The sequence below is a fragment of the bacterium genome (assembly GCA_016716565.1).
Lineage (GTDB): Bacteria > Bacteroidota > Ignavibacteria > Ignavibacteriales > Ignavibacteriaceae > IGN2.
Genome location: JADJWC010000002.1, coordinates 184,664 through 205,627, shown reverse-complemented (window position 1 = coordinate 205,627; position 20,964 = coordinate 184,664). Strand labels below are relative to the sequence as shown.

19 protein-coding genes are annotated in these 20,964 nt (G+C 37.0%); 3 read left to right on the top strand and 16 right to left on the bottom strand.

Translation table 11 applies throughout. From position 1 onward, the window contains the following. Nucleotides 1–55 precede the first annotated feature (55 nt). The 6 genes from IPM14_07590 to IPM14_07565 form a co-directional block, all read right to left on the bottom strand. Nucleotides 56–1,309, bottom strand: coding sequence for a hypothetical protein (locus IPM14_07590; protein MBK9097969.1), 1,254 nt, complete (start codon nucleotides 1,307–1,309; stop codon nucleotides 56–58). 180 nt (nucleotides 1,310–1,489) lie between these two features. Further along, complete coding sequence (locus IPM14_07585; GenBank protein MBK9097968.1) at nucleotides 1,490–2,263, bottom strand: hypothetical protein; 774 nt, start codon at nucleotides 2,261–2,263, stop codon at nucleotides 1,490–1,492. Between the two features lie 167 nt (nucleotides 2,264–2,430). Beyond that, nucleotides 2,431–2,994, bottom strand: a complete 564-nt coding sequence (locus IPM14_07580) for a DUF4126 domain-containing protein (protein MBK9097967.1) — start codon at nucleotides 2,992–2,994, stop codon at nucleotides 2,431–2,433. A 21-nt stretch (nucleotides 2,995–3,015) separates the two neighbouring features. Further along, entirely contained in the window at nucleotides 3,016–3,408 is a 393-nt protein-coding gene (locus IPM14_07575; GenBank protein MBK9097966.1) for a hypothetical protein, read from the bottom strand. A 191-nt stretch (nucleotides 3,409–3,599) separates the two neighbouring features. After that, nucleotides 3,600–4,586: a 50S ribosome-binding GTPase gene (locus IPM14_07570; GenBank protein ID MBK9097965.1), complete on the bottom strand. Its 987-nt coding sequence runs from the start codon at nucleotides 4,584–4,586 to the stop codon at nucleotides 3,600–3,602. 107 nt (nucleotides 4,587–4,693) lie between these two features. Then, nucleotides 4,694–5,005 (bottom strand): antibiotic biosynthesis monooxygenase, encoded by a 312-nt coding sequence (locus IPM14_07565; protein ID MBK9097964.1) that lies wholly within the window; start codon nucleotides 5,003–5,005, stop codon nucleotides 4,694–4,696. 178 nt (nucleotides 5,006–5,183) lie between these two features. On the opposite strand from IPM14_07565, the gene alr reads away from it, so the two are divergent. Continuing rightward, nucleotides 5,184–6,335 carry an alanine racemase gene (gene alr / locus IPM14_07560; GenBank protein ID MBK9097963.1) on the top strand — a complete coding sequence of 384 codons (1,152 nt, stop codon included), beginning with the start codon at nucleotides 5,184–5,186 and terminating at the stop codon, nucleotides 6,333–6,335. Between the two features lie 101 nt (nucleotides 6,336–6,436). Here the strand turns inward: alr and IPM14_07555 are convergent, their stop codons facing one another. From IPM14_07555 to IPM14_07545, 3 genes are all read right to left on the bottom strand, one after another. Next, nucleotides 6,437–6,886 (bottom strand): T9SS type A sorting domain-containing protein, encoded by a 450-nt coding sequence (locus IPM14_07555; GenBank protein ID MBK9097962.1) that lies wholly within the window; start codon nucleotides 6,884–6,886, stop codon nucleotides 6,437–6,439. Between the two features lie 1,102 nt (nucleotides 6,887–7,988). Continuing rightward, complete coding sequence (locus IPM14_07550) at nucleotides 7,989–8,657, bottom strand: hypothetical protein (protein MBK9097961.1); 669 nt, start codon at nucleotides 8,655–8,657, stop codon at nucleotides 7,989–7,991. A gap of 249 nt (nucleotides 8,658–8,906) precedes the next feature. Continuing rightward, nucleotides 8,907–9,185: a YciI family protein gene (locus IPM14_07545; GenBank protein MBK9097960.1), complete on the bottom strand. Its 279-nt coding sequence runs from the start codon at nucleotides 9,183–9,185 to the stop codon at nucleotides 8,907–8,909. Between the two features lie 195 nt (nucleotides 9,186–9,380). On the opposite strand from IPM14_07545, the gene IPM14_07540 reads away from it, so the two are divergent. Further along, nucleotides 9,381–10,919 (top strand): AbgT family transporter, encoded by a 1,539-nt coding sequence (locus tag IPM14_07540; GenBank protein MBK9097959.1) that lies wholly within the window; start codon nucleotides 9,381–9,383, stop codon nucleotides 10,917–10,919. A 33-nt stretch (nucleotides 10,920–10,952) separates the two neighbouring features. On the opposite strand, the gene IPM14_07535 is transcribed toward IPM14_07540, so the two are convergent. The 3 genes from IPM14_07535 to IPM14_07525 are packed head-to-tail and all read right to left on the bottom strand — an operon-like array spanning nucleotide 10,953 to nucleotide 13,320. Continuing rightward, nucleotides 10,953–11,648: an adenylate/guanylate cyclase domain-containing protein gene (locus IPM14_07535; GenBank protein MBK9097958.1), complete on the bottom strand. Its 696-nt coding sequence runs from the start codon at nucleotides 11,646–11,648 to the stop codon at nucleotides 10,953–10,955. A gap of 18 nt (nucleotides 11,649–11,666) precedes the next feature. Beyond that, entirely contained in the window at nucleotides 11,667–12,197 is a 531-nt protein-coding gene (locus tag IPM14_07530) for a hypothetical protein (GenBank protein ID MBK9097957.1), read from the bottom strand. Between the two features lie 25 nt (nucleotides 12,198–12,222). Then, nucleotides 12,223–13,320, bottom strand: coding sequence for an EVE domain-containing protein (locus tag IPM14_07525; protein MBK9097956.1), 1,098 nt, complete (start codon nucleotides 13,318–13,320; stop codon nucleotides 12,223–12,225). 144 nt (nucleotides 13,321–13,464) lie between these two features. Here IPM14_07525 and typA point away from each other — a divergent pair, with 144 nt between their 5' ends. Then, a complete protein-coding gene (gene typA, locus IPM14_07520) occupies nucleotides 13,465–15,270 on the top strand; it encodes a translational GTPase TypA (protein ID MBK9097955.1) in 1,806 nt (601 codons plus the stop codon). A gap of 134 nt (nucleotides 15,271–15,404) precedes the next feature. On the opposite strand, the gene IPM14_07515 is transcribed toward typA, so the two are convergent. The 4 genes from IPM14_07515 to IPM14_07500 all read right to left on the bottom strand — a co-directional run bounded on the left by IPM14_07515 (nucleotide 15,405) and on the right by IPM14_07500 (nucleotide 20,928). Continuing rightward, nucleotides 15,405–16,871 carry a T9SS type A sorting domain-containing protein gene (locus tag IPM14_07515; GenBank protein ID MBK9097954.1) on the bottom strand — a complete coding sequence of 489 codons (1,467 nt, stop codon included), beginning with the start codon at nucleotides 16,869–16,871 and terminating at the stop codon, nucleotides 15,405–15,407. Between the two features lie 210 nt (nucleotides 16,872–17,081). After that, nucleotides 17,082–17,231, bottom strand: a complete 150-nt coding sequence (locus tag IPM14_07510; GenBank protein ID MBK9097953.1) for a hypothetical protein — start codon at nucleotides 17,229–17,231, stop codon at nucleotides 17,082–17,084. Then, nucleotides 17,228–20,164 (bottom strand): glycosyl hydrolase, encoded by a 2,937-nt coding sequence (locus IPM14_07505; protein ID MBK9097952.1) that lies wholly within the window; start codon nucleotides 20,162–20,164, stop codon nucleotides 17,228–17,230. Before IPM14_07505 ends, IPM14_07510 begins: the two co-directional genes overlap by 4 nt. Before the next feature lie 17 nt (nucleotides 20,165–20,181). Beyond that, complete coding sequence (locus IPM14_07500) at nucleotides 20,182–20,928, bottom strand: hypothetical protein (GenBank protein ID MBK9097951.1); 747 nt, start codon at nucleotides 20,926–20,928, stop codon at nucleotides 20,182–20,184. Nucleotides 20,929–20,964: the final 36 nt, after the last annotated feature.

The following is a 20,964-nucleotide window of genomic DNA, read 5'->3' as shown; positions in this document are numbered from 1 at the left end:
CGAGATTCTCCTTGAAAATCTTAATTGACTTGATTGAACAAACTTTGATTTTAACTTAAAACAACTCATTCAAATTATGAACATAAAATGCCAGCCCGGTCATATTTGTTTCCAAGTCGTGATCGGCAAAATAATTTGTGTTGTAATATCGGATGTCAAAGTGGTCCTTTATAAAATCCATTATGGGTTCGTTTGCCCACAAAGCTGCTACTTTTAACAAACCCTTTAATCTGAATTCATATCCATTTGTCTTTCTCTGACCATAGCCTTTACCAGAAAAGTGTCCAAAGTTTAAAGTAACTGTCTCTGCAAATTCTAGCTTTGTTCCTGTCCGGGAAACAATTTTCTCATCACCTTCAATCTGCACAATATTTTTCCAGAAATCCAGATCATCCTGATATTCCCAATGAGTTTGATTCATTGAACTTCTTGAAACCAGAATGTCCTCTGCTTCGACAGTAAATGAAAGATTAAATGCGTTTATACTAAAGTCATCAGTGACTAGATCAAAACCCGTTGCGATGCCATAACCGGTTCTTTCTACCCGTGGAAGCGGATCAGCCTGAGCCGGATCTATATATGAAATAGAATCACCAATGTTGGATTTTGAATAGCCTAAAGAAAAATTAAATTTGGGCTGAGCGAAAAGGTCTTCATCCAACTGAACCTGCATTTTATCATCGATTAATTTTAGAACCGGAACAGTTAATAGTAAACCTAAATCATTTACAGTTTTTTCAGCCATTCCAGTGCCTTGTTCCTCACCAGTAGGTTGATCGGAGAGGATTGAGGTTACATCTTTTATCGTGTATCCCACACTTAACTGCACGCCGATATCAAAACCCAATCCAAAAGAATATGCATCGTAATAATCTTTCGCTTCAAAAGTGCCAATAACATTTCCATTTTCATCAGTTCTGACAAATTCCCCAAAATTGACTTCAAAATTTGAATAACCAAAACCAAAACTGAGCGGCAAGCCAACTAAGTCTTTGAAATTATATCCAGCGTTGAATGCAATTGATCTTAATTCTAAATCTAAGTTAAAAGCTGGAAGCCATTCTAATTTTGCAGGATAGAAAATGTATGAAAGATTATTTGTCTGGCTTGTGTATCCCAACTGTGCCGGGTTCCAAAGAAATGCAAATGGGTCTTCAGTCGGTAATGCTGTTCCAGTTGCACCCATTGCACTAAGAGATGGTGATGGATTTAGCAACAAAAATGGGACTGCTGCTTCTCCCTGCGCAAAGTTAGTGACTGAAAATAAGTTTAAAAAAGCGATGCAGGTGAGGAATGATGAAGTTTTCATTAGAATAATCTCCACGTCATTATTTATAAAACTGTTGAGAGTAATCCGTTTTTCTAACTACAAACATAAATGAATTTTATTTGTTGAAAAGTGTAAAATCTTAACTCTACCATTCGATCGGTATGAAAGAATTAAAAAGCCCTCAATCAGAGGGCTTAAGAATGTTTTTGAAATAAAATATTATTCTTTTACAAATCCTAAATCAGGTCTTTGATTACCATATTTATTTTCAACAGAAGTTATAAAGACTGACATCTTTGCCCATAGTGCACTGGCTTCTTCCTCCATGCTTGCGTTATCTTTTTCCATCTCAGCATAGAAATCAGCACCATCTTTGTAATTTTCTGTCAGAACTATCATGTTGTTATCGCGACCCAATTCCATAAGCCAGATAGTGTACCCGTTTTTAATATTCTTTTCCTGATATAATTGTTTCCATTCTGTCATTATATCCATTACCTCTTTTCGATTTTCCATTTTGTAATGAAAAAACATCCAGTGGATAAACTTTCTTTCTTCAGGTTTTAGTCTTGGTTCTTCAGGCCAGTATGAATATTTAGCTGACCTTGTCACAATAAAATCTCTATGGGTTTCCATACTTGCTTCATTCTCTGCAATAAATTTTGCCCATTTGTCTTTTCCGATTTTATCAATGGCAGCACCAAATACTCCTGATAGCTTATCTATTGCCGCATAATTATCTAATGGAAAAAGATAATAATAATGTCCGTCATCTCTTTGCGACGCCCACATGTAGGGTAGATCCAAACCAGCACCAGTCATCATTTCAACCCACTCTTTTGAAGTTTTTTCGTATTGATCCCACATATCTACTTTAGCAACTTCTTCCCGAACCCAGTATAGCTGATCCTTCGGCTCCTCCTGAGCTAGTGTAAAAGCAGAAAAAAACAGTAACCCGGCAAGTAGTGAGTAAATAAGCTTTTGCTTAAGCATATAAATGCCTCCTATAATTTTGTTAGTGAATTATTAAGCCCTCAGATGTGAATTTATATTATCTGATGAGTCTGCGAAGGGAAACTAAAAATATAATTGATAAATGACAAATATTTCGGAAATTCTGTTCTGAGATATGATCTACTGATAGATATTTTAAAAAGAAATCAGATTTTCTTTGCTATAAATTTCTTTATCACCTTGCTGCTTAACCAGACAAGCAGTACGATAGTTATCAAGCCTGCAGCGACTGGAAGCATTATCGCTAGCAATGACAATCCAAATGATGATCCGGCTTCAACAGTCGACACAACAGGATTGGCTAATCCTCCCGTGGTAGTTGTTGATGCTGCTCGAGTTATTGTTGTTCCGGTTTGGACAATTCCTGCAGCACCACTTCCTGCAATAATTGCCAATGCCCATTTTGCTAATGGCGGTAATCCGCTTACAACTGCAACCATTAAAATTGCACCTGCTATAAAAGCTGCAGGTGTTGCAATAGAATCAAGCAAATTATCCAGCCATGGAATGTAGTAAGCACCAATCTCAATGATAGTTGCAACGCCAAATAAAATTAACGCTGGATAGGTACCAATCCATTCAAATGAAGATGAAAGGGGAAGATATCCTGTAATTGAAGCAATACTTGCAACAAGAAACGGAACAAATATCCTGAATCCGGTCGCAGCACTTAGTCCTATTCCTAGAAGTATTGAAGTAAATGTTTCCAAATATTCACTGCTGAAATTAATTTAATACGGACCGCTTCCTTCACGGTCTCGGTCTTCGAAAGAACATTCACCAAGCTCAACATGACCTTTGAATTGTTCTTCCATAGTTTGTTTGTAATGCTCTTCAAGTGAATGACAGATTTCAGGTCGCTCCAGCCATTTGCCTTTTTCAGATAGACAGTATTTTTTATCTATCGGGATTTCTTTTTTCTGATAGCACGCGAATAACTCAGCATCCTCTGGCAGAATATTGTTGTTGCTCAGGTATTCAACCAAACCGCAAATTGTATCAGAAAAGTAGTGGTTTACAAGATTATCATCCCGGTCAATAATTCTTACTTTTGCAATGTAAGTATAGGGAATGCTGTCATCATATTTTGAAGATGGACCTATAAACTTCTTTATTATCCCCATCTGCTTTGTCCTCCGTTATTTCACTCAAAACGTAAGTAAAATAATAATAATGTTCAAATAGTTTCACTTAAATTTATTTAGCTCGCTCGTCATTCCGGTCGATCCCGATTTATCGGGTGAAGAACCGGAATCTATTTAGTAATTTATTTTCTGGATTCCGTGTCAAGCAAGGAATAACATTTGTAACATTGTTACAAATGAAGCTCAACAATATCTTTATCGTGGAGAATATGGTCTCTTCCAACCATCTGTCCGTCAAAAACATTTTTGCCCCAAACTCTCGCCGTTTTTAGGTTGTGAATAAAATCGTGATGTACTTTACCTGCAAGTTCATCTACTGTATTTCCTTTTTTCAGGATAAAAGGTTTTGATAAATCAGGTTCTTTTCCTGGTGGTTTTGAATATATCCTGATGATACCGAGACTTTCAAATATTTCATCCTTAAGCTTACTGAAATTTCTTTTATTCGTTACGGAGATAGGTAAAAGCGGTAAATCTATTTCCGTCAACTCTTTAAAAACAATGAAATCCTCATCAAACTTATCATCATCATCCTTGTTAACAATGACCACAGCAGAAATAAACTCAATTCTTCTTTCATCGTTAGTTTTATCTTCCCATTGTTTCGGGATGATTTTGTGTTGATTTAAAATACTAAGCGAATCTTCAAGCTGCTGGAATGGAATTGTTTGCAGATCAACGATAACTAGAATTAAATCAGAGCTGCGGATTAAATCAAATAATTCCGGCTGCGAATGTTCTTTACTTATTGGCGGAGTGTCAATCAGTTGTATCTGGATATCCTCGAATTCCATCATTCCGGGTATAGGCTGCCAGGTTGTAAACGGTGCTTCGGAAATTTTTGGCGCTGCGTGAGTCAGTGCAGCAACTATGGATGATTTGCCTGTATTCTCAAAACCAATTAAAACGACTCTTCCTGCACCTTCTTTTTCAATGTGATATTCCGATTCGTGTTTGCCCGCACCTTTTTTCTTTTGCTGATCTTCTTTCAGCTTTGATATTTTTCTTCTCAGTTCAGCCCGTAGCTTGTCAGTTCCTTTGTGCTTTGGAATTGTGCTCATCATTTCTTCAAGCGCTGCAACTTTAGAAGAAGTCGATTCAGCTTCTCTAAAGGTCTGCTCGGCTCTGAAATATTCCGGTGGAAGATTTGTCGGCATATTATTGCAAAATAAATTTCTTGCTGGAAATTTTTAGATAATTTTTCAACTTGCAGCCAGTGAAAAATAAAATGCTGCAGTTTATCTGATATTTCTTTGAAAATTATTCAGGGACGAATCGGTTCAGGACTAATAGGCGACGGACCCCATATCTGAACATCAATATTCGTAACAAACTTTCTGAAATCTTCTGTGATTTTCTGAAATTCCGGTGTCTGAGCCATCGCTGCATAATCAGAAAGACTCTGCCAGACAGAAGTTCTCCGGACATTAGGCGAACCCATAATATTTCTGTTAGCCCGGAATTCTATAAATCCTTTTGATGAAACCATAATTTGGGTTGCACTTCTTGCAACTTTGGTGTAAGCCGCCACATCAAAATTTGGAATGAAATCATAAGTGAATGCTACTTCGATCATAATTTACTCCCTGTTTATTAATTGTTAAACTACTTCCGGAAGGGGATAGAATTAATAAAAAATTATTACTGATAATAACGTAAACAAAATAGATAAAATCATCAATGAGTATCTGATATTTTAACTGTTAAATATTTTATCTTTGGAGCACAAACTATTATTATTCTTTGAATATTAAGTGAAGAAACATACAAACCATCCTGTAATTAGTGTTGATGAGATTGTTCGCCCAACGAGAGTCGAAGTTGATCTAAAGGTTCTTGCTGATAATTTCAAAGCAATAAAAGCTCACGTTGGCAAATCCAAAATGATGCCTGTTCTTAAGGCGAATGCATACGGACACGGACTTGTGCGAGTTGCACAACTTTATGAAGAATTAAAAGCTGATTATCTTGGAGTAGCTGTTGTTGAAGAAGGAATTCTGCTTCGTGAGATGGGAATCAAAATTCCAATACTTGTCTTGGGAGGAGTTTGGGGAAATCAGATCCCATTATTCCTGAAAAATAATTTGACCATCACTGCCTCTTCCATCGATAAGCTAAAACAGATTGATGAAACTGCAGGACAAATGAAAAAGAAAGCGATCGTTCATCTGAAGATCGATACGGGAATGGAACGAATTGGTGTTCATTACTATAATTCAGAAAAGTTTCTTGATGCAGCTTTTTCTTATAAAAATATTTTTGTTGAAGGAATCTACTCGCATTTTGCAACTGCTGAATCCGATGATTTGACATTTGCCAAACTTCAGCTTGAAAGATTTAATGAAGTTCTGGAACATTTTAATAAACATTCAATAAAATCAACAATCAAACACATTGCAAATTCCGGTGCGATTCTTCAACAACCCGAAGCAAATTTTGATATGGTGCGCCCGGGAATAATGTTGTTTGGGGTTTATCCGTCGAAGAATATTAAGAAAGCAATTCCTGTTAAACCTGCATTAACCTGGAAATCACTTGTTGTTTACTTTAAAGTGATTAAAGCAGGAAATGCTGTAGGTTACGGATTGACGTGGAAACCAGATCATAACATTCGAGCGGTTACTGTTCCTGTTGGATATGGAGATGGATATTTCAGAAGCATGTCGCGCAAAGCAAAAGTTCTGTTGAACGGAAAACTTTATCCGGTTGTTGGAAATATTTCAATGGATCAGATCGTTGTGAATATCGAGAATGATTCAGCTTACAATAGTGACGAAGTATTATTACTCGGAACTGATGGAAAAAATTCTATTACTGCTGAAGATCTTGCAGAATGGGCTGGAACAATTCCTTATGAAATACTCACTAACATTAACACTCGTGTTCCAAGGATTTATCTGGATTAATCACCTCTGAGATTCTCTGTGTATCTCCGTGGTTTTCTGTGTAACAAAAAGAGGGAGTAACACAGAGTCAACAAAGAACCTCAGAGATTAGTTAATAAAAATTATCTTAACAATATCATTTTCCTGGTCTCGGATAAGTTACCGCTCGTCAGTTTATAAAAATATACGCCGCTTGATAAGTTAGATGCATCGAAGTTGAACTGATAAGCACCTGCTGGTTTCTCTTCACTGATTAGTGTTGCAACTTCATTACCCAATACATCAAATACTTTCAAACTAACAAATCCTGATCCCACAATTCGAAATTGAATTTTTGTAGATGGATTAAATGGATTAGGATAATTTTGTGCTAAATAAAACTGTTCTGGCAAAACATTATCAGAGATCTCTTCAACAGATGTTGCTCCACCTGCTCTGTAAACTACAAGCCCACCACCGTGTGTTGCTATCCATTTATTATCATTCCAATCGATGTAAAAATCACGAATGTAATCATTGGGCAAATCTGAATTAAAAGTTCTAAAGACTGTCCAGTTATTGTCATCGAACATTGCTACGCCACCGCCATTAGTTCCGATCCACTTGTTACCATTATCATCAAAATTAATTGCTCTTACCTGGTTTTGTGGTAACCCGGAATTGGAAGTATTATATATCGTCCAGTCTGTGCCATTGAAGTGGACTAATCCACTATTAGTATTACCAGACCAGATATCTTCATTGCTGTCTATTGCGATCGACCAAATAAAATTGTTTGGTAATCCTGAATTGGAGGTATTGTAAACTGTCCAATTTACATCATCAAATTTGGCAATACCACCACCAAAAGTTCCAATCCATTTGTCTCCGTTTGCATCAATAGTAATTGCAAAAACGCTGTTATGAGGTAAACCCGAATTTGACGTATTATAAACAGTCCAGTTGACTCCATCAAATTTTACCAGGCCGCTATCTGTGCCTGCCCATTTATTTCCATTTGCATCAACAGCAAGTGCCAGGACCGAGTTCTCAGGTAAGCCTGAATTTAATGTACTGTAAACCGTCCATGTTGAATTATCAAAACTTACTAAGCCGCCAAGAGTCCCAAACCATTTAACACCATTACTTTCAATAGCGACATTATAAACTGCATTTGATGGCAGCCCTGAATTAGCAGTAGTATAATTTGTAAAGTTAACTCCATCAAATACACTGACCCCAGCAAAAGCCATTGCGAGCCATTTATTACCGTTACCTTCATCTGCGATTTGCAGTATACGATCATCCAACAGATTTGAGTTTGATGAATCGAAGACAATCCAATCAGGATTTTGAGAGTGAATATCCGATGAGTTTAGTAGAATTACCGCAATTAAAAAAAATGCGGATTTGTAAATTGTTTGGAACATAACTATTCCTCCTTATGTTTTTGAAATGAAGATTTTGTGACCTATTTCATACGCATTCGGAGATGCGAGAGAAAACAAAGCTATGACGGAAGAGTTAGTCCCGAAATTTTAATTGTAAGTTAAGGCCTCCGGAATAATTATGCAATAGTGAGCGGATTTTTTATGGAATAATTTTCTCTGCGGTTCTCGGTGTTTTCTCAGTGGTTCTCTGTGTAAGAAAAAAGTTACACAGAGATCACCAAGTAGCACACAGCACCACAGAGATTTACTCATCAAATCCCGGTCTTACAAATTTCCGCGCATCAGGGAATTCTTTTTCAGTCATATTCCTCAGCTGCTCGAGGAGTACTAGAAATTCTAAAATTTCGTCTTCACTTTCTTCTAAATGTTTTAATAATTTTCCCCATGCAGATATTGATCTGTCAATAGCAAGAAGTGCAATCTTCGCAGAACCATCTGAGTCTTTGGGAAGATCATCCGGCAATTCGTATCTGTCTTCAATTTGTCCGTGAATAGCCCGCATTAATTTTATATTAATAAAATGCAGGTAATATGTAATTACTTCGATTGCATCTTTAAGAGTAATTGCTTCTTTTTTAGGTTCGGCGGAGGAAAGTTCAAGCATCAATTGTTCGTTCAACTCATCTTCTTTTTCTTTGAAGATTCCTTCATTTATTTCAAACCATCCGCTGACAAACTCATAATATTTTTTAGATGCAATTACGCATTGATGTTTCCTTACCGATTCTTCAAGTTCCTGTTCGTGCTCTTTATCTTCTTTAGTCCATTCGATCTCCGTCAAATCAATTCCTTGTTCTTCTGCCATTTCATCGAGCATATCGTGAGTGATGTTAAAAATATTGTCCATATCCTCCCAGAATTTTTCATTTTCTAAATCATTGATTTCTTTTCCTTCTCTCATTTCTTCACTCATCTGAAAATTCAAACACCGTGAAGTAAAAGCACATCGCTCACACCATCGGTCGCAGTAATTAAATATACCCGGAATGTTATTAGTGTTCTCTGCCATCTTTTAAAGTTTTTTTTTACCCATCATATTTATTTTTGCATTAAATGAAAAAATAATTTGTGTCATTCTGGCGAACTCGTATCAACGAGTGAGTCCAGAATCTGATAACCATCTTTAGCCTCAGATTCCGGACAAGCCGGAATGACGATTTGCTTATTTACCAATAACTACCGTCCACGGTCTGATTTCCCACTTCGCTATCAAACCGTTATTAACATAAGGATCCTTTTTTACAAAATCTTCAATAACAGATTTGTCTGCAACTTTGAAGATGAGCAATGCTTTATCCGGTGGATCGCTGAAAGCACCAGCGAGAATCATTTCACCTTTTTCATTTGATTCTTTTGCAAGCTTCAAATGTTCTTCGCGGAATTGTGGTCGTCTTTGCATATAATCATCGGTAAGATGATAATTAAGTGCGTAGTAGTTCATAAAATTATTCCTTAATTCTTTTTGCTAAACTTAATCTTACTCTTAAACTTTAACAACAACGTTTTGTCATTCCCGTGAAAACGGGAATCCACTTAGTGATGGATTCCTGCGTCCGCAGGAATGACGGTCCAATAACACTAATTTTTTCTTTTTATTCTAAATTCACACCCCTATCTTTGCCAATATTTTTTTCAGATATCGGAGGAAAAATTGAAGTCTCTTGCTTCACGAATATTCAACAAATCGCTTGACTACATTGAAAAAGTTGGTAACAAACTACCACATCCCGCCACATTGTTTGCATTGATTGCTGTCATCGTTGCAATAATTTCTGTGATTGGAAGCTGGGTTGGATTGACAGCAATTCATCCTGCAGATGGTTCAGTGGTTAAAGTTCAGAATCTTCTTAACGGGGATGGCTTAAGATGGATTTACGAAAATGTGGTTCACAACTTCGTAAATTTTCCTCCACTAGGATATGTACTTGCAGTTATGATAGGAATTGGTGTTGCAGAAGGTTCAGGACTTTTTAATGCAGGGATAAGAGCACTGGTCTTGAAAGCTCCCAAAAGGTTGATAACAATGTCAGTTGTGTTTGCTGGAGTTCTTTCTCACGTAGCTTCTGAGGCTGGATATGTAGTTCTTATTCCACTTGGGGCTGTAATATTTTATGCTCTGGGAAGACACCCGATGGCTGGACTTGCAGCGGCTTTTTGCGGAGTAAGCGGCGGATTCGGTGCGAACTTCGTAGTTGGTTCAATTGATCCTGTTCTTGCCGGGCTTTCTCAATCAGCTGCACAGATTATCGATCCAACTATGAAAGTCAATGCTGTTGTAAACTTTTATTTTATGTTCGTCTCAGCAATAATGATTGTAATACTTGGAACCCTTGTTACAGAAAAGATAGTTGAACCTCGATTGAAAAAATACGAAGGCAACGCAGATAAAATCCCTGTTGACGAAATTTCTTCACTTGAAAAGAAAGGCTTAAAGTGGGCAGGGATATGGCTTTTTATCCTTATTGTCGCATTAGCAATCACAATTATTCCCGAAGATGGATTACTCAGAAATCCCGAAACCAAAGATTGGCGTCATTCACCATTCTTAAATGGCATTATTGCAGGTATTCTCATTATGTTTTTTGTGCCCGGACTTGTTTACGGCATAGTTACTAAATCAATTAAGAACGATTCGGAGATGATGAAGCACATCATCAAATCAATGAGTACACTGGCTACTTATGTTGTGCTTGTTTTTTTCGCTGCACAGTTCGTTGCATTTTTTAATTACAGCAAGCTTGGACTTATCATTGCAATTGACGGCGCACAATTTTTAAAAAGCATTGGCTTTACAGGAATTACTTTGATCGTTTCTTTTGTGTTTGTCTCTGCATTTATAAATCTGTTTATGGGAAGCGCTTCTGCAAAGTGGGCAATTATGGCTCCGGTTTTTGTGCCGATGTTTATGCTTCTCGATTATCATCCTGCATTAACGCAGGCTGCTTTCAGGATAGGGGATTCCGTTACAAATCTTATTACACCGATGATGAGCTACTTTGCACTCATTGTTGCATTTGCACAGAAGTACGATGAAAAGTACGGCATAGGCACAATCATCTCAACTATGATACCTTACACGGTTGTCTTTTTAGTTTTCTGGATAATATTATTAATTATCTGGATGCTTCTCGGTTTGCCATTAGGGCCAGATGGACCGTTGTATTTGGTGAAGTAATACAACTATTAGCCTAAATTTATTAGACAATATTTATTCGATTGTCCACCAAAAATTGGATCGATAAATAGTTTTATTATCCATTTCAGACCAACGAACAATTTCCCACATTGATCGACCATTTGAAGTCTTTACTGAATCAAGCATGACATCATAAACTTCTTTTGTTATATATGTCGAATAGGTTGCTGACAATGAGGTTAGTTTAGCAGCATGATTAGCAGCTCGTCCAACCCAAACAAGATCATTTGATCCGCGAATACCTGTACGTGCTATAAATAAGTTACTAGTATCTATGCCAACAACTTGTGAGACTGTGTATTTCTCATCGGGGTAGACTTTTTTCATCGCTGGAGGAATTATGTATTGTACGGAATAATTTATTTTTAGTGCAGTTCGCACAGCAGAAGTATTTTTAGTATTCCCAATATAAACAGCCATAACTCTGTCCCCATCATATGCTGTAATAACTCCACCTTCAGATCTTATAATTTTTGCTGCACAATGCAAATAAGCTTTATATATTTCAGCTGCAAAGTGTTGCTTGTAATTATCTACTAAGTATGTTGATCCTGAAAGATCGGCATATAGAACAGTTCCTTCTAGGATTACAGCATCATTTGAAAGTTTTAAGTCTTCAGATTCAGGAACAACTTGGCCTTCTCTTGTTTTCCATTGTTCTTTCAAGATTTGTTCAACTTCTTTATTAAGATCAGTGAGCAATCCCATATTTGATATTTCCAAAATTTATATTAAAAAAATAATGATGATAGATTGTGCTATGTTCAGTAGAATTAAGATAAATACTATTCTAACTAATAGCATTTTCTTTTTGACTATATGAGCTAGGTTAAAATTCTGTCTATTATATTCTTCCAAGATGTCTTCGTTATTTAGATTTTTCAATTTTGTAGAATATTCCGTGGAAGATTCATAATTAGATATATGCAAGTAATATGTTAGACCTTGTCTCGTTGATTCGTTTTTTTCCTTAGGTTTTCTTGGATAGAGTACTAAAATGGAAATTCCAATGCCAACCATAGATGAAATGCCAAATAGAATGATCAATGATTTTAAACTGATATCGATAAAAAGAAAATTAACACAAATATTCTTTTCTATTATATCAGTAATAATTGAAGTCCCAATAATAGACCCTAATAAAAATGTCTGAATCGTCAGTGCGAGAGTTGCCTTGTTGTCAGATGATGAAATTAGATTATGAAGTGTCTCATATACTTTTTCTTGAAACGCAATTTTTGTTGAAATGTCATTCATTTAGTTTACTCTTCAATTATAATAATTAGAACTCTTCAGCTATTTCTTCATAATCTTCCAACACAGTATCTTTCAGATGACCAAGGCTTCTATCATTCGCAATTTTTTTAATTGAATCATACGATAGATAGGTGCAAGACTCTGCGAGTGGACCCTTTTCTAAAAGTGAAAAAACAGGTCTTCGGATTTCATCTAGTACTTTATCTTTTCGTTCTTCTGGTGCAACAATATGTGCCTTTATATTTAGATTTGGTTGAAGTGCCATCAAATCAGCCATTCGCAAAATTCCTGAATAGATTGAAGTCGTATGCTCAACCTCAAATGCTCTAACTATTGATCTTCCTTTGATCCATATAACATCTATGTTTTCTATCGTCTTTAATGTGGTATCATCATAGTTAAGTGGTAAATTTTCTAATAGACTTTCTTCTTTATCTGGAGACCAGTGTTGCATAACCCTTCCTTTATCCCGTCTAGGTAACCAAATCTTATGTCCCATTCTTTCACCTATTTTTGCAATAGTAGCTTGAATTCTAATCGATTCGGGTGTCTCTTTTTCATCTTCGACTTTTTCATCATCTTCTGGGACAACCACATCAATTTCTTTATCGTGAGTTCTCACCGTAGTTCGTTTTATCTTTGCCAAATCATTATCATTTAATTTATAATTTTTAGTTGATGAACTTTGTTCAATCAACGTTTTTAAAAGAAAAGAACCGTCTCTCGTTTTTAATTCGTTTAAGCTATTTCGCATCATACCTGTCCAATGAGTTGAATTCTTAGGTAGTCCTTTAGTATAACTTAATTCGTTCCAGATAAAATCTTCATGAATAGGGATAGATTGGTCAAGTGGTAACCAAACCAATGGTTTCACCTTTACTCTCATAACGAATGGATCATTTTGCCCAACAAAATATGGTTTATCATCTTCAAACCACTCACTAATAACTTCAAGCACACCAAACCACCTAGAAATTCTTGTTACATAGCATATTAATTTGTCACCAACCTCCAATCTTTGAACAAAACTTTTTTGTCTTTTTCTAAAACCTGAAATAGTTCTATCGGAATTTGAAAATGCTTGGTATGTTTCTGGGGAGAAAAGATCTGTATAATATTTCATTGCTTTCCCATATTCGTTTTGAATAACAACTGAAACTTAAATCAAATCGACTAAAGCTTCAATTCTACCTGTATTTTCCATTGTATTCTCCTCCAAATAACCACATATTTACGCCTCACTTTTTAATGATTATTAAAGGAAAAATTGACACAAATAAGAAACATAGCCATAATTGCTCACGTTGACCACGGCAAGACTACTTTAGTTGACCAGCTTCTAAAACAAAGCAACGTTTTCAGAAAAAACCAGGTTGTGCAGGATTGCTTTCTCGATTCAAACGACCTCGAACGTGAAAGAGGAATTACTATTCTTGCAAAGAACATCAGCATTCCTTACAAAGATGTAAAAATTAATTTGATCGACACACCGGGACACGCAGACTTCGGCGGTGAAGTTGAACGCGTTCTTAAAATGGCAGACGGAGTTCTGCTTTTAGTCGATGCTTTTGAAGGACCGATGCCACAGACAAGATTCGTTCTTGAGAAAGCTTTGCATCTTCATTTGAAACCGATTGTTGTGATAAATAAAATTGACAGACCGGATAACCGTCCTGCAGAAGTGCTTAATGAAATTTATGATCTGTTCATCGATCTCGGTGCAGACGATGCACAGCTTGAGTTTCCGGTAGTTTATGCAAGCGGAAGAAACGGCTGGGCAGTTAAAAATCTTAAAGATGAACGAAAAGATTTGGTTCCGCTTCTCGAAAAGATTGTTAAAAAAATTCCTCCGCCAAAAGTTGAAGAAGGAACTGTGCAGATGCAAATTACTTCTCTTGACTACAACGATTATGTCGGAAGAATTGGTATCGGAAGAGTTTTCCGCGGCACACTTCGAAAAACTGATTCTCTTTGTATCATCAAGCGAGATGGAAATATTCATCCAATAAATATTAAACAGCTTTTTGTGTTTGAAGGAATTGAACGCGAAGAAGTTGATGAAGTTGTTTCGGGAGATATTTGCGCAATAGTTGGAGTTGAAGATATTGATATCGGCGATACAATTTCGGATGCAGAAAATCCTGAGCCACTGGCAATCATCGATATTGATGAGCCGACAATAAGCATGAACTTTACTGTGAACACTTCTCCTTTTTACGGGAAAGAAGGGAAATATGTTACATCGCGTCACCTCCGTGACCGACTATACAAAGAGCTTGAGAAAAATGTTGCGATGCGATTGGAAGAAACCGGCTCGCCCGATACACACAAAGTTTCCGGAAGAGGTTTGCTTCATCTTTCAATTCTAATAGAGAATATGAGGCGAGAAGGTTACGAGTTTGCTGTCGGTCCGCCGAAAGTTATTTATAAAGAAATTGACGGAAAGAAAGCAGAGCCGATTGAAATACTTGTTGTTGATGTGCCGAATGATATGACTGGAAAAGTTATTGAGCTTGTTGGACAGAGAAGGGGAGTGATGACGAAGATGGAGCAGAAAGGGAGTCTGACTACGCTTGAGTTTCATATTCCATCACGTGGCTTGATGGGATTGAGGAATAGAATTCTCACTGTAACTGCCGGTGAGGGAATTATGCATCATCGTTTTTACCAGTACGAATATTTTAAAGGCTCTATTGTGCAAAGATCGAATGGAGTTTTGATCTCAATGCACGAAGGACAATCAACAGCTTATGCAATTGATTCACTCCAGGATCGCGGTGAATTTTTTATTGATCCGGGAGATGTTGTTTACCGGGGACAAATTGTCGGTGAATACAACAAAGAAAATGATATTGAAGTTCACGTTCAACGCGGAAAGAAGTTGACGAATATGCGTGCATCCGGTTCCGATAAAGCCGCGAAGATTGCACCAGCAATAAAGTTCAGTCTTGAAGAATCACTTGAGTACATAAAAGATGATGAGCTTGTTGAAGTAACACCAAAGTCAATTCGAATGCGAAAACTTTATCTCGATCCGAACGAAAGAAGAAGAGCGAATCAGAGTAGAGATTAGATGCAGTTTGTCATTCCGGTCGAGCAAAGCGAAGAACCGGAATCTATAAATTAGTTACTTATATGGATTCCGTGTCAAGCACGGAATGACAAAACCAAAACTGTTTCAATCACTACTTACCGAAATGTAATTCCTTACTTCATTAAAATCATTTTATTGGATAAACTAAATTCTCCAGCAATTAGTTTGTAAATGTAAATTCCGCTTGGTAAATCACCTGCATCCCAATCTACTCGATAATTTCCGGCAGAAAGAATTTCATTTACTAATAATCCAACTTGTTCACCAAGCAGATTGTAAACTGATAACGAGACAAATTGAATCTCAGGTATTCCGAATTCAAAAGTTGTTGAAGGATTAAAAGGATTAGGATAATTCTGCTTTAGAATGATTGTCTCCGGAATTTCTGCTTGCTCATCTCGTTCAACATCACTTATATCCGGATCAACTTTTAACAGCCAGACATCGCGTGTATTTGTGTCTTCTGAATAATAATCACCTGCAATTATAAAACTACCATCACTGGTTTTATTTATTGATCTGCCGATATTGTTAAAAGTTCCACCGTAAGTTTTTGACCACAAAGTATTTCCATCTTCATCTGTTTTAAGAATCCAAAGATCCTGGGTGAAAGTGCTTATTTTTCTATAACCTGTCCAGACATAACCACCATCTGAAGTTTGAACAACTGACATTGCTCCATCGTGCTCATCGCTACCCCAGTTTCTCGTCCAAAGAGTATCACCATTGTAATCAGTCTTAACAAGCCAGGCATCGTTATAGTGATTTGATGCCTCTGTTGAGCCGGCGATAATATATCCTCCGTCATCTGTTTGCTTAACATCACTGGCATGATTACTTCTATCATCTCCGTATGTTTTTGTCCAGACCAGATTTCCATCAGAATTTGTTCTTATTAACCATGCATCATAATTTCCCGAACCGAATGATTTAGTAACTCCGCCGATCATAAAACCGCCATCTGAAGTTCTGCAAATGGATGTGGGAATATCATTTTCGGAACCACCAAAAGTTTTTGTCCAGATGGTATCGCCGTAAGAATCAGTTTTAACGAGCCAAATATCTTCAGGAGCACCTGCACTAATTTTTGTGGATCCAACAAAAACATAACCTCCTCCAGGCAATTCTAAACCGTCATCAATAAAGTAATATGCATAGTCGCCTAAATGTTTTGTCCAGATAGTATCGCCGTAAGAATTTGTTTTGATAAGCCAGCCTTCCCAAAAATTTGGATCGAACGAATCAGTTTCACCAAAAATGATGTAACCTCCATCGGCCGTTTGATGAACACAAGATGCATAGTCGTAATGGTAAGTTCCGTACATTTTCGTCCAAAGAGTATCGCCACTAGCATCGGTTTTAATAAGCCATACGTCGTCATTCCCGGAAATATCCATGTATCCTACTAAAATAAATCCGCCATCATTAGTCTGCTCCGCATAATATCCATACTCATTATCGGTATCGCCGTATATTTTTGTCCAGATTGTATCCGGCAATTGTGCAAAACAAATCTGGATAGAAGAAATGGTGAGAACTAAGAAGAAAGAATAAAGCAAAGTTAAATTTCTATTTAACATTTTTTGCCTCCTATAATTTTAACTTACAAGTTATGCAAGAATTTAGCTGTGAAAATAATTCACTGCTTGCAATGTTAACTTATTATATTTTTATTGAAGTTTCAATTAACAATAATAAACTGTTGCCTGTTACTATATAAATAAAAAAGAGTTACCGTTTGGATAGTAACTCTTATAATATATTGTGAATATTTATGTTACGAATAAGTATTAACTCTTATCGTATTCTTCTCTTGTGATAACTTTTATTTCTTCTAAGTCTGATTTATTAAGTTCTGAATTAATCTTCATCAAGTCTTCGCTAAGTATTTTATTCATCTGATCACGGTAATTGTCATAAACTCCGCTGTATAAATTCAAACCCTGCATCTGAGAATCAGTCGGTTTGCCCGAGTAACTGATAATCCCTGAATAAATATCTGCAACTTTTCAGCTAACTTTACTTCCCCGGATAATCGGTTCGGGCTTGTAGCAACCAATTCTTTGTGCATCTTATCAAGTCTATTTGCCAGATCAGTCATTGAATTTTTCAATTCATCTGAAGAAACTTTTTCTTTGGCTTTATTGAGCTTTTCCATCAAGTCAGTTGCTTGTCGATCAGTGAATGAAATATCTTCGAGAAGAGAATATGCTTTGTTTAGAGTCTCATATTGAAGTTTCATATCTTCTGCTGAGTGTCCTGTCGATGGATCAGTTTGAAGCGTTATCTTTCCTTCGTAAACATTTTCACCTTTCTTGATTTTCACTGTGTATTCACCCGGCGGAAATGTTGGTCCGAATGCAGTCCTGAAAGCAAGTGTTGGAGAAGTTGCTTTTACTCTCGGTGGTTTTTTTCTTACAGCCCATTCAACATAATTAATGCCTTTGTTTTTCCCTGCTGGAAGTGTTTTAATAAGTTCGCCGCTTGAGTTATAAATCTCAACAGACATATCACCAAACACGTGACGCTTCTGCATATAATAAGTTATCAGTGCTGAAGATTTTGGATTGCTTCCCCAGAATTCCTGATCACCCGATAAACCGGTTGCATATCTCGGATTGGAAATTGTGAAAGTTTCTGATGGAAATACAGTTAATTCTGAAGCAAGTATTTCCGGAGTTAATAAACGTAATGGTTCAATATCATCTATAATTAAAATGCCCCTTCCGTGAGTTGCAATAACCAAATCATTTTCAGTTGGATGAATTACCATTTCATAAATAGGAACTTTTGGAACTTTTCCTTCAAAACGTACCCATTCTTTTCCTCCATCGATAGAAACATACAAACCGTATTCAGTTCCGAGGAATAATAAATTTGGATTAACGAAGTCTTCAGTGATTGTTCTTGCAAATGTTTCTATATTTTCTGTTGCGAGTGATATCCAGGTTTCACCGAGGTCCGTTGTTTTATAAACGTAAACATTTTTATCGCCGTTTCTGTGACCATCGAAAACAACATAGGCTGTATTCGCATCGTGATTGCTTGCCTGAACCTTTGCACACCAGGTGCTATTCGGAAGTCCGGGAATATTTGATGTAACAACTTTCCAGTTTTCACCACTGTTATTAGTTACCTGAAGATTTCCATCATCAGTTCCTGCCCAGATTATCTTACTGTCTTTTGGCGATTCGCTGATTGTATAAATTGTGCAATGATTTTCAGCTGTCGAGTTATCAATAGTCAGACCGCCTGATTCTTCCTGTTTTTGTTTTTCAGGATCGTTTGTTGTGAGATCAGGAGAAATCTTCTGCCAGGAATCGCCTCTGTTTGAAGTTCGATAAAGATATTGAGCACCAACATACATAACTCCATCATTGGTTGGTGAGAAGGCGATCGGTGTATCCCAGTTGAATCTAAGTTTCTCATCAGCATTTTCTGAGAAAGGTTTTACTTCTTTTATTTCACCGGTATTTTTATAATAACGCATCAGGTTGCCACCTTGATACTGCCAGTAGATGATATTTTTATCTGAAGGATCTGGTATAACATTAAAACCATCTCCATATCCAACGCTTTGCCAATCAGAATTTGAAATGCCACCAATTCCCTCAGAAGGACCAGCCCATGAACCATTATCCTGCAATCCGCCGTAAACATTGTATGGCTTTTCATTGTCAACTGCGACATGATAAAATTGTGAGATAGGTAAATTCTGTGCATGAACCCAAGTGCTTGCTTTATCATAGCTGATATAGAGACCACCATCAGTACCGAGATACATCTGAGAATTATTTTTTGGATTTATCCAGAGTGCGTGAAGATCCCCGTGAACATTTCCGCCTTCAATAAAAGGAGAAGTAAAAGAAAATCCTCCATCATCACTAACTACAAGAAAGAATCCAGGTTTATATACTCTGTTTGTATCAACAGGATCGGGAACTATATTCGAAAAATAGAATGGACGGTCTGCTACTACCTGCGCAGTTGTTCTGAGTTCCCATGTCTGGCCGGAATCAGTCGAGCGATAAAGTCCGGTTTTATTTGATTCAATTAAAGCATAAATAATTTTAGGATTAACTGGAGAGAATGCAATGGCGATTCTTCCGAGTTCGCCTCTGTCTGATGCGACATCAACTTTATTCCAGGTTTTTCCCGCATCAGTAGTCTTATACAAACCACTTCCCGGTCCGCCTGATCTGAAAGTGTAAGCCTTCCTCTGGAAATCCCACATTCCTGCATAAAGAACATCTGGATTGGAAGGATCCATAGCAAGATCAGCGCAGCCCGTTCCGTCACTCACAAATAGAATTTTGTTCCAGGTTTTTCCGCCGTCTGTTGTTTTGAACACACCACGTTCCTCATTCTGACCCCAGACTTTTCCAAGTGCAGCAACATAAACTTCATCAGTATTTTCAGGATTGATGACGATTTTAGAGATGTGCTCAGTGTTTTCTAATCCAAGGTGTTCCCACTTTTCACCGCCGTTTGTAGTTTTATAAATTCCGTTTCCGATGCTAATGCTGTTTCGTGTGCGACTTTCACCGGTACCAACCCAAACGATGTCTTTATTCTTGTGGTTGATAGCAACTGCACCGATTGTCTGAACGTGATCTTTGAACACTTCTTTGAAAGTTGTTCCGCCATTTGTGCTTTTCCATAAACCGCCGCTGGCAGCACCAACGTATACTACTCTATAATCTGCATTGAAAGCATCGATTGCAGTAATTCTTCCGCTCATTACTGCGGGACCAATCTCTCTTGCTTCCATCGAACCAAAGAAACTTGGAGTAAGTTTTGTGGTTTGTGGGTGTAAATTTTGAAAAGCAATGACCTGCATTGCAAATAAAGCAAAAACAAATATTCTTTTCATTTTACTCACCTTAAATTTTATTCAGATTTTGTCGAATCCGATGGTGCTAAAACTTCCGGCATCATAAATAATGAATCCGGCATCTCCGAGTCGAATGTTATTTCTTCAAGGACCATCTGCATCATTGTCTCACCGTTCATTTTAGTTTCCATTGAATGAGCGATAAGTACATCATTAACAAACTTGTAGTTGCTGAAAATAGTTTCAGCTTCTGTTTCTACTCCCTGCATTTTCAAATTGGATTTCATCTTTAGCATGACGAAATTCTCAGCGTCAATGTATGAAGTAATAACATCACCATTAGGTCTTGTCAGTTTCAAAACGTACGACTCAATATCATCAATTGTTTCTTTGCCTGTGAATTCAACCGTGTAACCTTTTTCTGCATAATTGTAGAATAGACCATCGTAATCCGATTGAATTTTCATACGATCAACTTGCTCTTCAGTCATCGGCTGAGGATCAGTCGAGCCCATCATTGGATTGATTGACCATCCCTGCATTCCATCAAAACCTGAAGAAATTTTCATTCCCTGGAACTCAGCTTCCGATCTGAAATTGAATGGTCTTTTCTGGAATGATGTGAAAGGAATTTCAAATTGTCCCTGAACAATCTTTCCTTTTGCTGACATTGTATTTGTTGCAAGCAGTTTTTCCTGACCAATAGCAGCAAAGTGCTGTTCTAAAATTTCATCTACTGTCTGCGAAAAAGACAATGATGTAATCAACATCGTTAGCAGGAAAGTTACAATCAGATTTTTCATTTTACCCTCTTTTAATTTATTTTTAAGTAATTAAAT

What these genes read in the sequence shown, in the direction of transcription:
- IPM14_07505 (MBK9097952.1), bottom strand. Translation starts at nt 20,164, where the DNA reads ATGAAAAGAATATTTGTTTTTGCTTTATTTGCAATGCAGGTCATTGCT.
- IPM14_07545 (MBK9097960.1), bottom strand. Translation starts at nt 9,185, where the DNA reads ATGAACTACTACGCACTTAATTATCATCTTACCGATGATTATATGCAA.
- IPM14_07565 (MBK9097964.1), bottom strand. Translation starts at nt 5,005, where the DNA reads ATGATCGAAGTAGCATTCACTTATGATTTCATTCCAAATTTTGATGTG.
- IPM14_07515 (MBK9097954.1), bottom strand. Translation starts at nt 16,871, where the DNA reads ATGTTAAATAGAAATTTAACTTTGCTTTATTCTTTCTTCTTAGTTCTC.
- IPM14_07530 (MBK9097957.1), bottom strand. Translation starts at nt 12,197, where the DNA reads ATGAATGACATTTCAACAAAAATTGCGTTTCAAGAAAAAGTATATGAG.
- IPM14_07570 (MBK9097965.1), bottom strand. Translation starts at nt 4,586, where the DNA reads ATGCCGACAAATCTTCCACCGGAATATTTCAGAGCCGAGCAGACCTTT.
- IPM14_07555 (MBK9097962.1), bottom strand. Translation starts at nt 6,886, where the DNA reads ATGTTCGATGACAATAACTGGACAGTCTTTAGAACTTTTAATTCAGAT.
- IPM14_07535 (MBK9097958.1), bottom strand. Translation starts at nt 11,648, where the DNA reads ATGGGATTGCTCACTGATCTTAATAAAGAAGTTGAACAAATCTTGAAA.
- IPM14_07590 (MBK9097969.1), bottom strand. Translation starts at nt 1,309, where the DNA reads ATGAAAACTTCATCATTCCTCACCTGCATCGCTTTTTTAAACTTATTT.
- IPM14_07550 (MBK9097961.1), bottom strand. Translation starts at nt 8,657, where the DNA reads ATGAGTGAAGAAATGAGAGAAGGAAAAGAAATCAATGATTTAGAAAAT.
- IPM14_07525 (MBK9097956.1), bottom strand. Translation starts at nt 13,320, where the DNA reads ATGAAATATTATACAGATCTTTTCTCCCCAGAAACATACCAAGCATTT.
- IPM14_07585 (MBK9097968.1), bottom strand. Translation starts at nt 2,263, where the DNA reads ATGCTTAAGCAAAAGCTTATTTACTCACTACTTGCCGGGTTACTGTTT.
- IPM14_07500 (MBK9097951.1), bottom strand. Translation starts at nt 20,928, where the DNA reads ATGAAAAATCTGATTGTAACTTTCCTGCTAACGATGTTGATTACATCA.
- IPM14_07575 (MBK9097966.1), bottom strand. Translation starts at nt 3,408, where the DNA reads ATGGGGATAATAAAGAAGTTTATAGGTCCATCTTCAAAATATGATGAC.